The sequence below is a fragment of the Psychrobacter sp. DWR1-2-3 genome (assembly GCF_049896465.1).
Lineage (GTDB): Bacteria > Pseudomonadota > Gammaproteobacteria > Pseudomonadales > Moraxellaceae > Psychrobacter > Psychrobacter maritimus.
This window is the reverse complement of the sequence record NZ_JAFCUJ010000001.1, coordinates 736,623-750,143: the sequence shown is the minus strand read 5'-3', so window position 1 is coordinate 750,143 and position 13,521 is coordinate 736,623. Positions and strand designations below refer to the sequence as shown.

General features: G+C 42.7%; 9 protein-coding genes. 6 read left to right on the top strand and 3 right to left on the bottom strand.

All coding sequences use genetic code 11. The features are described from left to right. The first annotated feature begins 26 nt into the window (after positions 1 to 26). Positions 27 to 290 carry a hypothetical protein gene (locus ACP7AA_RS03100; protein ID WP_426222616.1) on the top strand — a complete coding sequence of 88 codons (264 nt, stop codon included), beginning with the start codon at positions 27 to 29 and terminating at the stop codon, positions 288 to 290. A gap of 211 nt (positions 291 to 501) precedes the next feature. On the opposite strand, the gene ACP7AA_RS03095 is transcribed toward ACP7AA_RS03100, so the two are convergent. Beyond that, positions 502 to 1,332, bottom strand: coding sequence for an HAD family hydrolase (locus ACP7AA_RS03095; RefSeq protein ID WP_426222615.1), 831 nt, complete (start codon positions 1,330 to 1,332; stop codon positions 502 to 504). A gap of 348 nt (positions 1,333 to 1,680) precedes the next feature. On the opposite strand from ACP7AA_RS03095, the gene ACP7AA_RS03090 reads away from it, so the two are divergent. After that, complete coding sequence (locus tag ACP7AA_RS03090) at positions 1,681 to 2,280, top strand: hemerythrin domain-containing protein (protein WP_426222614.1); 600 nt, start codon at positions 1,681 to 1,683, stop codon at positions 2,278 to 2,280. A gap of 115 nt (positions 2,281 to 2,395) precedes the next feature. Next, positions 2,396 to 3,265, top strand: coding sequence for a hypothetical protein (locus tag ACP7AA_RS03085; RefSeq protein WP_426222613.1), 870 nt, complete (start codon positions 2,396 to 2,398; stop codon positions 3,263 to 3,265). A 153-nt stretch (positions 3,266 to 3,418) separates the two neighbouring features. On the opposite strand, the gene ACP7AA_RS03080 is transcribed toward ACP7AA_RS03085, so the two are convergent. Beyond that, the gene (locus tag ACP7AA_RS03080; protein ID WP_426222612.1) at positions 3,419 to 4,342 is read right to left on the bottom strand and encodes a GIY-YIG nuclease family protein; all 924 of its coding nucleotides are present in this window, start codon (positions 4,340 to 4,342) and stop codon (positions 3,419 to 3,421) included. A gap of 75 nt (positions 4,343 to 4,417) precedes the next feature. Next, positions 4,418 to 6,739, bottom strand: a complete 2,322-nt coding sequence (gene parC / locus ACP7AA_RS03075) for a DNA topoisomerase IV subunit A (protein ID WP_426222611.1) — start codon at positions 6,737 to 6,739, stop codon at positions 4,418 to 4,420. Between the two features lie 348 nt (positions 6,740 to 7,087). Here parC and ACP7AA_RS03070 point away from each other — a divergent pair, with 348 nt between their 5' ends. From ACP7AA_RS03070 to ACP7AA_RS03060, 3 genes are all read left to right on the top strand, one after another. After that, positions 7,088 to 8,929 carry a vWA domain-containing protein gene (locus ACP7AA_RS03070; RefSeq protein WP_426222610.1) on the top strand — a complete coding sequence of 614 codons (1,842 nt, stop codon included), beginning with the start codon at positions 7,088 to 7,090 and terminating at the stop codon, positions 8,927 to 8,929. A 375-nt stretch (positions 8,930 to 9,304) separates the two neighbouring features. Beyond that, positions 9,305 to 11,032 (top strand): AMP-binding protein, encoded by a 1,728-nt coding sequence (locus tag ACP7AA_RS03065; protein ID WP_201624677.1) that lies wholly within the window; start codon positions 9,305 to 9,307, stop codon positions 11,030 to 11,032. 621 nt (positions 11,033 to 11,653) lie between these two features. Continuing rightward, complete coding sequence (locus ACP7AA_RS03060) at positions 11,654 to 13,375, top strand: AMP-binding protein (RefSeq protein ID WP_426222638.1); 1,722 nt, start codon at positions 11,654 to 11,656, stop codon at positions 13,373 to 13,375. Positions 13,376 to 13,521: the final 146 nt, after the last annotated feature.

The following is a 13,521-nucleotide window of genomic DNA, read 5'->3' as shown; positions in this document are numbered from 1 at the left end:
GATTAACTAAGAGATAGAGGAATAAGATGAATAACCGTAAACGAGCTGGAATCATCGCGGCAATAATTGGGATGGTCGCCTTTATGATGATGTTCCATGCTGGCTCACCGACGCCTATCTTAAACTGGCCGGTGGAAACCTATATGGGCTTGGCATTTACCATTGGTTGGCTGAGTAGTGTGCCCAATTGGCTGGCCTATGTACTGGCAGCGCTGGTGCTTATCCTGATGGTCGTCGGCTTTTATAAAATTGGTGGCTGGGTTTATAGTCTGATGACAAGGAAGCGTTAAGTCCTTTTTTGCTCTATATTTAATTATTGAGATAGTTATTTGTGTCATTACTCTTTTTACCTCGCTACCTTATTAAGTCGACCAGCTGTGAGTTATCAACCAAAAATTAGCAATGACTAGAAAAACAAAAACCCTTGTCAGCGATTGGCAAGGGGTTTTTTTTGGTTATAAAGATAAACGCTATGACTACTTTCTCTTAAGATTCTTATACTTATGATGCTATCTTAAATTGTTCAAGCACTGCTTGTATTCCGTACTCTTCAATCGTGCCAGTGACGAAATCTGCGCGCTCGATTAGTGCGGGCTGAGCATCGCCCATCGCTACCGCATAGCCGACCAAATCAAACATCTCTAAATCATTCATGCCATCACCGAACGCCATACATTCACGTGCATCTACGCCATAATACTGACAGACATCTTTGATACCGCGTGCTTTAGAGGCGTTTGCTGGCAGGATGTCTGCACCGATGTGATGCCAATGTACCAGCTTTAAATCGTCCTCTGCAAAGTCGATATCTTGCATCTTCTCTTCTGGATTGTTAAAAAAGACCGAGCATTGATAAACCGTATTTGCCTTATGATAATCTGGGTCAAGAATAGAGTTTGGCGTTATGGCGTTGTATTCACGCAAGCGGGCGTTTTCACCTGACCATGCGATATGCGTCGCCGAGTCGAACTTATGAATCAGCTCGCTTGTTTCACATAACTGGACGATTTTGTCCGTCTGCTCAGCAGATAAAGGGTAATGACTGATGACACCCTTATTATCAAAGCTATATTGCCCATTCATACAAATAATCGCATCTAAGATATCAGCTTCAAACAAAGCTAAAATATCTGCTGGCAATATCGCTTTAGAGCGTCCGGTCGAAATCACCAATTTAATATCAGTTTTGGCAAGCGCTTCAAGGGTCGCTTGGTTGTGCGCGGCGATAACACCGTTACGGCTAAGCGTATCATCGATGTCAAAAAATATCACTTTCGGCACTGGCAATGTATGCTTCATACTGGCTGTCGCCGCCTTATCTACAATAAACATGAGTATCCTTTATATTTGAAAAACGACTATTTAGGTAATTAGAGCAGGTGTTGAGAGTCGTTGAGATTTACTGAATAATTTTAAGTATTATCGCTAATAATAATGTAGTTTGTATTTATCAATAAGTACTCAATTTTATATGACTAAAAATACAGCAATAGGGTGGTTGTGACTCATTTATGTAGCGCTTTTATAACGATAAAAGCCTTTCATATTTAGAAGGCGCTGGCCAGCAAACGGTTGATTTTATACTTTTTGACTTTATATAAGCTCTAAATAGAAATAGCATTTCGTTTAGTATTATTAATAAATCTATAAGATGCAAACTTGCCCGATAAGGACAGCATAATGAGCTTATCTACCGAAAATAATATGAGTCAAAAAGCCTTAGACGATGATTTATTTACTTTGTCGCCGCGTCATCCTGACAGTCGGCTTGAGACGGATTGGTTGTTCTTATTCAACAAGCTACCACCAGAGCAATGGTTTAGCGCAGATTATGCTTACAAAACATCGGGCTGGCTAAAAGTACATACTAACATACGCAAGCGTCAGCGTATCTTGACACAGATAAGTGAGGCTTATCAATCTGGCGAGTACGACTGGGCAGCGTATCGCTCGCAGATGCTTAAGCGTATCAATATGCATATCCTTAAATTGCATCAACATCATGGCGTCGAGGATGAAGGGTTTTTCCCTGAGTTTATTCGGATGTATCCGCAGCTACAGGCAGGGTTTGAGATATTGGGTCGCGACCATGTGCGCTTGGATGCGCTACTTGATAAGTTGCAAGTGCAAAATGATACGCTGGCAAGAAGTGAGGTTGAGGATAAAATGCTGGCAGAAAAATTGCATCAAACCTTAATGGATGCGACCGACTTACTCTCACAACATTTGACTGATGAGGAAGATTTAGTGATTCCGATTTTGGGGTTAAGGCAGGGTTAGGAGTTGAGTATTGGGCCTTAAATTGTTCTATTCATTCATGAAACAACGTTGCAGCTTGTAAAATACTAAAACTACTCCTAAAATTCTGAGAAGTGCCCTCAAAGGAATTGATATTGTGTTTAATAATAAAGAACAAGCTCGCATTGATGCGCTTCTTGAGGTGCTACATTATGGAGCGGGTTTAAATGATAGCAGTATCAAGGGCACATTCAGAATTATTGGTCAAAAACTTACGGGCGATATTCCACTAGGTGCAGAGTCTCCCACGTTCGCTACTCGAAAGCGTATGATATTGTTCAGCTTGCAGTTTAGTCGAATAAGAAATTTCTTACAGTTTTTTCTCGCGCTATTAATGTTATTCATAGTCATCCTAATGGTATGGGCGACATACCCCAGCGTGATATGGTGGCTGTTTCTTATGAGCGCAGTCTTAGCCTATTGGGCGTACTCGTCAATAAGTAGCTTTGTCAGGAAAGGAAGATTAATCTCTGTTATCAAAGCGCAGCAACAACTTTATCCAGACCCTGTCATTAAAACACAGACGCAACGGGTATATGATGTACAAAGACATGCCAAGCAATTTGCTCAGTCTCGTTTAGCCAGTCGTTTTATTGCGCTATTTATTATGTTGATGAGTGCTTATACGATGAATTTGTATACTGCTGATATGCCAACACAACTAAAGCACTTTTGCTTTTTAGCACCGTTTACGTTTATGCTCGCTGTTGGAATCATGTTTTATCCCATTAGCAAAGCTGAAAACCTGCATCTATACGGTGTTACCCAAATACCCTTTGAATATATGCCCTTTGGCATGAAGCTGTGTTTATTTATCGGTGCATTATTGAGTGCGACCATGTTTATTGTAGATACTTTTGGTATCGCTGTGTTTAGTTATTTCCAACGTCAGAGTAAGGTATACAGTGAGCTGAAGTTGGAGCAGATTCTAATAAAGCTTTTCCCACCTTGTTTTGGAAATTTTTAGAAGAAAGGGTTTATCCGTCTAGTTGAAGTGGCGCGGATATTGATAGGATTATGACTAATTCTAATGATTCGAGTACTGGTTTTTTTAGCATGGTTTGCTGAGCTAAAAGCCCAGCCTTGTATCGTAGGATAATTACCCCTACATCTACATCTTTTACGCTAGCTTAATATAAGTCATAAACTTGATTAAAGCAGGTTTTTCATCTCCTGAATAACTTTGAATAAATTTTCTCCCATTATAAATAGCACTTAAAACAATTATTTTACCGTCTGCTTTGACACTCACTTCCGTTTTTTCTATGCATATTATTCGTTTTATTTTTAACTTTGCCATTATAGGTTTCAGAACGTCTATATCTTGAGATAAATTTTCTAGATAGTGCCTAGAATTTTTATCATGAATTTTTTCAATATCTTCTTCATTATTTGCTGTAAATGAATGTAAGAGGAAAAGTACTATGGCAAAAAGAACGTAATATGCAATTGATTCTATATTGAACCATAATGCTAAAATACCACCTACAATAAGGGTGCCATATTTATAATTTTCTAACTGCTTGCTGTTATCTTTCACAGTCTCTATTTCAGCAAGACTATCCTCTCTACTTATTCTGTCTATAGTTTTCCTAATACGAGAGATATAATTAGAATTAAGCCTTTCAGCAGTGAGAGCTTTTTCAACTTCTGCTACAGCTTCTTCGATTAAGCGGTTTCTATTTTGAACTTCTATTTTCTCTTTGTTTAATTTATCTATATAATCCTTAAGCTTTTGTTGTTTTTTTAATAACAAGTTATCCATCTTTTTTATAACGTATTCGACCCCCTTACCTTGGAAATCAAACATCTCACCTTTTTTATCAAGTCTATAGCTTTTAAACTCTGCAAATATATATTGCTCTGTTTGATAAGCCTCAGTAACAGGCCAATCACGAGATACTTTCCACTCTCCCGCAACGCCTGTAGCTCGACTTATTTCTTTAGCTCTTTCAATGGGATTCCTTTTTGTATAACCAATTTTATATATATTCGGTACAAATTTATTAGTTAATATATAGATATAACCGTCATTATTAGCCATTTGTGACCGCCTATATAAATTCTTTTTTCAGAGAGGACTAAGGTAGGTTTTCAAATTCACAATATAAAAAAATAATCACCCAACCTCAACACTCGTCACATTCTGAAAACCTCTTGGCAACTGCCCACCACGATTACCACGAGTGCCAGTATAATTAGCCAAATCATTAGGCTTTAGCGTCACATGACGTTTGCCAGCGGTGATGATTAGGCTGTCTTGCTGACTGAGTGGCGTGATGGCAAGCACCTCTTCACCGTCTTTTAATTTAATCAGCTTATTACCTTTACCACGAGCCTGTTCAGGCAAATCATCAAGGGCAAATATCAATAAGTATCCCGCATTGGTAACAACGGCAACATGGTCAGGCATCGCGCTTGCGCTGCTATTCTCACCTTCGACATTTTCATTATTAGCATTGGCAGTCATATCCGCTGGCGCATCGATACGCGCAACAGGAAGCAAGCGACTATCAGCTGCTAGGTTGATAATGTTTTTACCCGCTTTTTGATTGCTATCGAGATTGCCAATAGTATTGATAAAACCATAACCTGCTGAGCTGGCGAGGATGATACGTTGATCGTCAGCACCCGTTAATAGCTGCTCAAAGCTAGCACCTGCTGGCGGTTTGAGTACGCTGGTCAGCGGATCGCCTTGACCACGGGCGGATGCGAGGCTATGCGCATCGATACTATAACTGCGTCCAGTGCTATCGAGCACGTAAATTCTCTCGTTGGATTTACCGCGCACGTGGGCTTGATAGCTATCACCTGAGCGATAGGTCATGCCAGCGGCATCGACTTCATGACCTTTGGCGGCGCGAATCCAGCCCGCTTTCGATAGGATAGCGGTGACAGGCTCACTTGGTACGAGGTCAGACTCTTTTAATGCTTGCGCTTCTTCGCGTTCTGCCAATTGTGATACGCGCTCGTTACCGTGTTCTTTCATATCGGCGGTAAGCTCATCAATCATCAGATTGGTCAGGCTGTCTGGATTGTCCAAGTATTCTTGAATGATGGCGCGTTCAGCAGCCAGCTCATCTTGCTCGCGGCGCAGCTCAATCTCTTCTAGTTTAGCGAGCTGGCGCAGACGAATGTCCAAGATAGCATTGGCTTGTATCTCAGTCAGGTCATAGTCTTGCATCAATGATAATTTTGGATCGTCTTCTTCACGAATGATACGAATGACTTCATCGATATTCAGATAAGCAATCAGCAAACCTGCAAGGATATGCAAGCGCTTATCGATTTTATCGAGGCGATATTGCAAACGGCGCGTGACCACTGAGCGGCGACAGATCAGCCATTCTTCAAGGATTTCTTTGAGGTTTTTGACCTGCGGCTTACCATTTAGGCCAATCATATTCATATTGACGCGGTAATTGCTTTCTAAATCAGTACTGGCAAATAGATGACTCATTACTCGCTGCACATCGACGCGAGTAGATTTTAGCTCTAAGACGATACGGCAAGCGTTTTCATGATCTGATTCGTCATGAATATCAGTAATCCACGGCAGTTTCTTATCAGTCATCAGCTTAGCGATTTGCTCTTGAATCTTATTGCCTGAGACTTGGTAAGGAAGCGCGTCGATGATGACAAGATTCTTCTCTTTTGGGTCAATATGAAAGGTCGCGCGCATTTTATAGCTGCCGCGACCAGTCTCATACATCGCCTGCAAATCTTTTTTACTGGTAATGATTTCAGCAGGGGTTGGCAAATCAGGTGCTGGTATTGATTGGGTTAATTGCTTAACCGATAGCTCAGGATTTTTTAGCAAGCGAATAGCTGCGCGTACCACTTCATTTAGGTTATGCGGCGGGATATCGGTCGCCATACCGACGGCAATACCAGTCGTACCATTCAATAAAATATTTGGCAGGCGGGCAGGCAGGGTGGTTGGCTCTTGCATGGTGCCATCGAAGTTATCTTGCCAATCGACCGTGCCTTGTCCGAGTTCTGCAAGCAAGGTATTGGCATAAGCCGACATTTTGGCTTCGGTATAGCGCATCGCGGCAAAGGACTTGGGATCATCAGGGCTACCCCAGTTACCTTGACCGGTGATGAGCGGATAGCGATAACTAAACGGCTGTGCCATCAGCACCATCGCCTCATAACAGGCGCTATCACCATGCGGGTGGTATTTACCCAGCACGTCACCGACGGTACGCGCAGACTTTTTCGCTTTCGCCGTCGATTTTAGCCCAAGCTCGCTCATCGCATAGACGATACGGCGCTGGACAGGTTTTAGACCGTCAGCAATATTGGGTAGCGCCCGATCCATGATGACATACATGGCATAATTGAGATAAGCTTGCTCAGTGAACTCCGCGACTGAGCGGGTATCCATTGGTTCATTTGGGATAATGGGTGTAATGGTATTATCAATAACATCGGACATAAAATAGGGTTCACTTATCAGTTTTAATAGGTATAAATAATTGGTGCAAGCATGCAAATAGGATAGTGCTATCGTAAAGGATATTGGCAAAATTAAAAAGGCATAAGTCAGAATAGACGACAGGTCGTGACGTGCTAGATAGACGTGCTGATTGCGTTTTGGCTGATAGCTTTTACAAAATAAGAGAAGTATAGTGAATCAGACGCATATGGTTTGTCTTTTTATTAAGCGCCTGTTTCATAACCCACTATGCAATAGTGCTCAGCAATAATTATTATAAAGGCTGTAACACGGTACCGTTATCATCGAACTGTCTATCCAAGCCGTCTATCATATGGAGTAGCTATTATGTCATCGTCATCTATATCACCTGCCTATTTATCACGAACGCGTGCTCAGCATCTAACCAAAAATGCGCTATTAGTCACTGCTGTCGCCAGTATGATGGGATTGACGGCGTGTAGCTCATCGCCAGTGAGCCAGCCGATGGCTGAGCAAACCCGTAGCACTATCGGTCAAAACGCTATAAAGCAATCAGATAATCAAAAATCTATGCCGCCTATTGTAGCAGTCGCCGAGGCGGAGGTGGCGATGCCACGTGTTGTCTTAGCTGACAGTGCTATGAGTGCTACCAATAACACCATGAGCAATAGCATGAGCAGCATGATACGTTCCGCGCCGCAATGGAGTGTGCGGCCGTTATCTGGCATCAGCGTACAGCCACCAGTACGTGATAATTATCAAAAAAACGACGCCAATCCGGTACACCGCACCACTGAGATGGCGGTTGCCACTCTATCCATCGATACCGATACTGGCAGCTACGCCAATGTGCGCCGCTATCTTAATGAGGGGCAGCTGCCACCTGTCGATGCCGTGCGCGTAGAGGAGTTGATTAACTATTTTAATTATCAATTTGATGATGGCAAGCGCATTGCCAACGCACCTTTTGTGGTCGCAACAGAAGTGGTTGATTCGCCGTGGGACAAGGCCGATCAGGATAATAAAATCGTCAAAGTTGGGATTAAAGCGGTTGAGAATAGCTGGTCTAATAAAACTGCCAATCAAGTTATGCCGCCCGCCAACTTGGTATTTTTGGTCGATGTGTCAGGCTCGATGTCATCACGCGATAAGCTACCACTGGCGCAATCGTCATTGAAGTTACTCACCGAACAGATGCGTGCGCAAGACAGTATTAGCATTGTTACGTATTCGGGCACTACCAGTGTGGCACTGCCTGCGACCAGTGGTGACCAAAAAGCAAAAATACTCGCTGCGATAGAGAACTTAACTGCCGCTGGCTCAACCAATGGCGAAGACGCCTTAAAGCTGGCTTATAGACAAGCAGAACAAGGCATGAAAAAGAACGGCATCAATCGCATTATGATGCTGACCGATGGCGATTTTAATGTCGGTATTAGTGATGTCGATGAGATGCTAGAGTTGGTCAAAGCCAATCGTGATCGCGGTATTTCCTTGTCGACCGTCGGTTTTGGTCGTGGCAATCTCAACGACCACATGATGGAGCAAATGGCAGACAACGGCAATGGTAACTATAGCTATATCGACAGTTTGACTGAGGCCAAAAAAGTCTTTAGCGATGAGCTGGCGGCGACCTTTAACACCGTTGCCAAAGACGTCAAGGTGCAAGTAGAGTTTAATCCAAATGTGGTCAGCGAATGGCGCTTAATTGGCTATGAAAACCGCGTCCTTAATGAGGAAGATTTTAATAATGATAAAGTCGATGCCGGCGAGTTGGGAGCAGGTAAGGCAGTCATTGCGCTGTTTGAGGTAACGCCAACGGGTGCAAAAGGATTGTTTAGCGAGCGCCGTTATAATGAGAATGAATCAAAGAAGACGGCTCGCGGCAAAAAAACAAACGAGCTTGGTTATCTAAATATTCGTTATAAAGCGCCAAAAGGTGGTAGCTCCAAACTTATAAACCAACCGATTATTAATGCCAGCCGCCCTTTAAATAAAGCCAATATCGATACCCAGTTTGCCATCGCCGTAGCAGGGTTTGGTCAACGCTTAAGCCAAAGCAATTATATTAATGACTGGCACTATAGCCATAGCACCAAACTTGCGACCAGTACTCTGGCTCAAAAACCAGATAGCGATAAGGATGGCACGCGGCGTAACTTTGTGACCCTAACCGAGCTTGCTGCTGCCCTTGATAGTAAACGTTAAGAAAAGCGTAAGGTACGGTTATTTTTATTAACAATAGAACAATGTTTGGTAATAAATAATTGGTAACAATCCGTGGTATGGCCGGTCATTTAATGGTTAAGTATTTGATAGTAATATAATTAACGGCCGTCAAGTACGTTTAAGAACTCAGGTAGCAATCTTTTATATTGAGTAGTTTGTATAAAGTGTGTATGTTAATCAACAAAGGGCTATTTATCGCTATATTGTTGACTCATTGCCAGACGCTTATATCGTCAGCCGCCCGCCATCATGGTTATATGGATGGTTAGCTTGAACGATGAGGTTTGGTATGTTTATCACTCTGTGATAGAGATGGGTTAATAGCAGCACACTATTACTAGGAGCAGTAAGATTATGGAAAATCAAGGTAACCTAATTCGTCGTAATGACAAAGCGTGGCTCAAAACTTACGAAAAGCTTGGCATACAGTACGAGATTAATATGCCGCCCGCCAATACCTCTTTAATCGATATTCTTGAGCAGAATTTTGTTACTCATGCTGGTCGTACCGCCTTTGTGTGCATGGATGTAAAGCTCTCGTACGAAGATTTAGACCGTTATAGCAAACAGATTGCCGCGTATTTACAGTCGCTTGGTCTAAAAAAAGGCGATAAAGTCGGCGTTATGATGCCCAATATCTTGCAGCTACCGGTTGCCGTATTAGGTGTCCTACGTGCTGGCATGACCTTGGTTAACGTCAATCCACTTTATACCACTAAAGAGCTGCAGCATCAGTTAGAAGATTCTGAGACTAAAGTGCTGTTTATCTTAGAAAACTTTGCCAAGACTTATGAAGATATCGGTAAAGATTTGGTCGATCATGTGGTGGTGACGTCGATGGGCGATTTAATGAGCCCGTTAAAAGGTTTTATCGTCAATGCTGTCGTGCGTCATGTGAAAAAACTGGTGCCTCATTACACGCTTAAAAAGAGCGTAAACTTTAAAAAAGCACTCAATCAATTGTCTGCGAAAAAGTATAACCGCCCAACCAATATCGGGCTTGATGATGTCGCCGTATTGCAGTATACCGGTGGTACCACAGGTGTGGCGAAAGGCGCGATGCTAACGCACGGTAACTTGGTCGCCAACTTAATTCAGTGTGATACCTATCTTGGCGATGCGTTTGATAAGTTTGAAGCGCGTAATGAGCAGCCTGTTATTATGACAGCCTTGCCGCTCTATCATATCTTCTCATTTACAGTTTGTGGTATGTACGGTCTATATCGTGGCTGTATCGGTCTGCTGGTACCGAATCCACGTGATGGCGCAAGTTTAATCAAAGCCTATAAGGATTATCCACCGGCGTTTTTCCCAGCGGTAAACACGCTATTTAATGCGCTCGCTAATAGTGACGCATTTAAAGCCTTAGACCATAGCAAGCTTGAGATGTCTATGGGCGGCGGTATGGCAGTATTAAAAGATACTGCGGCTAAATGGGAAAAAATAACCGGCAACATCATTGTGCAAGGTTATGGTCTGTCGGAAACGTCACCTGTTGCTTCAGCAAATCCGCAAGGTACGGGCGAGTTCTCAGGTAATATCGGTCTACCGATGCCTGGGACAGACATGGCCATCTTGGATGAAGAAGGCAATGAAGTGCCCCTCGGTGAGCGCGGTGAAATCTGTGTTCGTGGTCCGCAGGTCATGAAAGGCTACTGGAAACGTGATGATGCTACCGCTGAGGTCATGACGTCTGACGGTTATTTCCGTACTGGTGATATCGGCGTCATGGACGAAGAGGGCTACTTTAAGATTGTTGATCGCAAAAAGAATATGATTTTGGTATCAGGCTTTAACGTTTATCCAAACGAAGTAGAAGATGTGATGTCAGGTCATCCAAAGATTTTGGAATGCGGCGTTATCGGTGTCGATGATGAAAAGAGCGGCGAAGTACCGAAGATTTATGTGGTGCGCAGTGATGACAGCTTGACTAAAGAAGACGTGCTCGCTTATAGCAAAGAAAATCTAACCGGTTATAAGCGTCCTCGTTATGTTGAATTTATCGATGAGTTACCGAAATCTAACGTCGGTAAGATTTTACATAAAGACTTGCGCGCTTTAGAAGAGAAGAATCACGGTTAAGTGATTTAGCACCGAGTATTATGTTTTTTACCCACATTTATCGCGCTTAATGCATGATAAATAGGGTCAGAAATAGCCGGATATTCGCTGGTGTCATACTGAAAGATGATAAGGTCGTTTGTATAAGACCTTATCATTTTTTTTATTTTTCTATGATGATTTGGCAGTACGCATAGAGAATGGCGAGCAAAACTGCTATAGTTCCTGCCGATTATATTTTTGTATTTCACGATAAAAGTGCATGCTTAAGTGCTTAGCGCCGTTATAAAAGCATCGACAATGCTGGCTATTTGAATAATAGCTTTTTGCGTTAATGCGTTTACAACTGGTGATACAATAGCTTTTATGCATTTGCATCATAGTGAGAGTAAACTTAGGCATGCGGCTTATATGTCTAAAGATTTTTGATGTAAAAAGTTTGTGAATAACAATTGCGCTCAGAGCTTAGGTGATGAGCAGTTATTTATTCACAAACTTTTGATTTTATCAATACGTGGTTGGCGACCACGGTAAGGGCAGCACATATACTCTATATTTTAACAGTAACATTTAGGGACGATTATGACGGACAGTATCAATAAAGAAACCACCAACCATAACGCTGCGGGCAACGCTCAATCAATGGTTGAAAATGCATTTCCTACCATGCCGACGATAGATAGCGACAGTCCGTGGCTGAGTGCTTATGAGCGCTATGGCATCGATGCGACCATCGATATGCCAGATGACAGTACGTCTTTACTTGAAGTGTTCGAGCGTAACTTTAGTCGTTATGGGCAAAAACCTGCGTATATTTGCATGGGTGCGTCCATTACCTTTAAGCAATTAGACTTATACAGTCGCCAAATTGCCAGCTATTTACAGTCGTTAGGATTGGTAAAGGGTGATAAAGTTGGGGTAATGATGCCCAATATTTTGCAGTATCCAGTGGTGGCTTTGGGTATTATCCGTGCAGGTATGGTACTGGTTAATGTCAATCCTTTGTATACCAGCCGTGAGCTATCGCATCAGTTGCATGATAGTGGCGCTAAAGCGTTGTTTATCGTTGAAAACTTTGCAAAAACCTATCAAGATGCCGAAGATAAAGGCCAAGTGAAGCATGTCATCGTCTGTAAGCTTGGTGATATGCTTGGCTTGGTCAAAGGGGCAGTGGTCAACCTGGTCGCGCGTCATGTTAAAAAAATGATTCCCGCTTATCGTCTGCCAGAGAGCACCAGCTTTAAGCATGCGTTAAATGCGGTCTCAGCCAGCAAGTATAAGCGTCCTGATTTGAACTTAAGCGATGTGGGCTTGTTGCAATATACGGGCGGTACGACGGGTGTTGCCAAAGGCGCGATGCTGTCGCACGGTAACTTAGTCGCTAACATGCTCCAGATTAGTGTCCTGATGAACAGCGCCTTTGATGATGATGTCGATGCCAATGATGTGATTTTAACCGCGCTCCCGCTATACCATGTGTTCTCATTTATGGTTTGCGGCATGTATGGTATGTACCAAGGTTATGCCGGTCTATTAATTCCAAACCCGCGTGATTTGGATGGTTTGATTAAAGAGATGGGCAAATACAAGCCATCGTTTATCCCTGCGGTAAACACCTTATTTAATGGCTTAGTACATAAAGAAGGCTTTGCAGATTTAGATTTCTCTAACCTAAAAGCCTCGATTGGCGGCGGTATGTCGGTATTACCAAGCGTCGCAAAAGAGTGGCATAAAATCACTGGTCTGCCTATCGTTGAAGGTTATGGTTTGTCTGAAACCTCGCCAGTAGTCGCCTTTAACCCAATGACTATTTCTGAATTTACCGGAAAAATTGGTATTCCTGCTTCTAGCACTGATATTATTTTAATCGATGATGATGAAAATGAAGTGGCATTAGGTGATCGCGGTGAGATTTGTGTCAAAGGTCCACAGGTAATGATTGGCTATCAAAATCGTCCACAAGAAACGGCTGAAACCTTTACCGCTAGTGGCTTCTTAAAAACAGGCGACATCGGTATCATGGATGAAAAAGGCTTTATCAAAATCGTTGACCGCAAAAAAGACATGATTTTGGTTTCGGGCTTTAACGTTTATCCAAATGAGATCGAAGAAGCCATGAGTGAGCATCCTGCTGTGGTAGAATGCGGCGCTATTGGTATTCCAAATGATGACCGCGGTGAAGATCCAAAGCTATTTGTGGTCAAAAAAGGCAATGTCACCGAGCAAGAGCTGCTTGATTTTGGCAAAAAGCAACTGACCGGCTACAAACGTCCGCGTCATATCCAATTCGTTGATGAATTACCAAAATCAAACGTCGGTAAAATCCTACGTAAAGAATTGCGTAAGATGGAAGGTTTAGAGTAAAGTTAACGCTAAATCTTGCTAAAGCAGCGGCGTAATAGCTTGAGAGAATCTTGCTATTGCGCCGCTGCCACGTTAGGATATCGTCATATTTATGTCTGCGAGCACATCCGTTGATGTAACGACGAACCTCTTATTTGCTAACTTTA

Excerpts from the sequence above, each read along its gene's own strand:
- ACP7AA_RS03100 (WP_426222616.1), top strand. The coding sequence starts at position 27 with ATGAATAACCGTAAACGAGCTGGAATCATCGCGGCAATAATTGGGATG.
- ACP7AA_RS03095 (WP_426222615.1), bottom strand. The coding sequence starts at position 1,332 with ATGTTTATTGTAGATAAGGCGGCGACAGCCAGTATGAAGCATACATTG.
- ACP7AA_RS03090 (WP_426222614.1), top strand. The coding sequence starts at position 1,681 with ATGAGCTTATCTACCGAAAATAATATGAGTCAAAAAGCCTTAGACGAT.
- ACP7AA_RS03080 (WP_426222612.1), bottom strand. The coding sequence starts at position 4,342 with ATGGCTAATAATGACGGTTATATCTATATATTAACTAATAAATTTGTA.
- parC (WP_426222611.1), bottom strand. The coding sequence starts at position 6,739 with ATGTCCGATGTTATTGATAATACCATTACACCCATTATCCCAAATGAA.
- ACP7AA_RS03070 (WP_426222610.1), top strand. The coding sequence starts at position 7,088 with ATGTCATCGTCATCTATATCACCTGCCTATTTATCACGAACGCGTGCT.
- ACP7AA_RS03065 (WP_201624677.1), top strand. The coding sequence starts at position 9,305 with ATGGAAAATCAAGGTAACCTAATTCGTCGTAATGACAAAGCGTGGCTC.
- ACP7AA_RS03060 (WP_426222638.1), top strand. The coding sequence starts at position 11,654 with ATGGTTGAAAATGCATTTCCTACCATGCCGACGATAGATAGCGACAGT.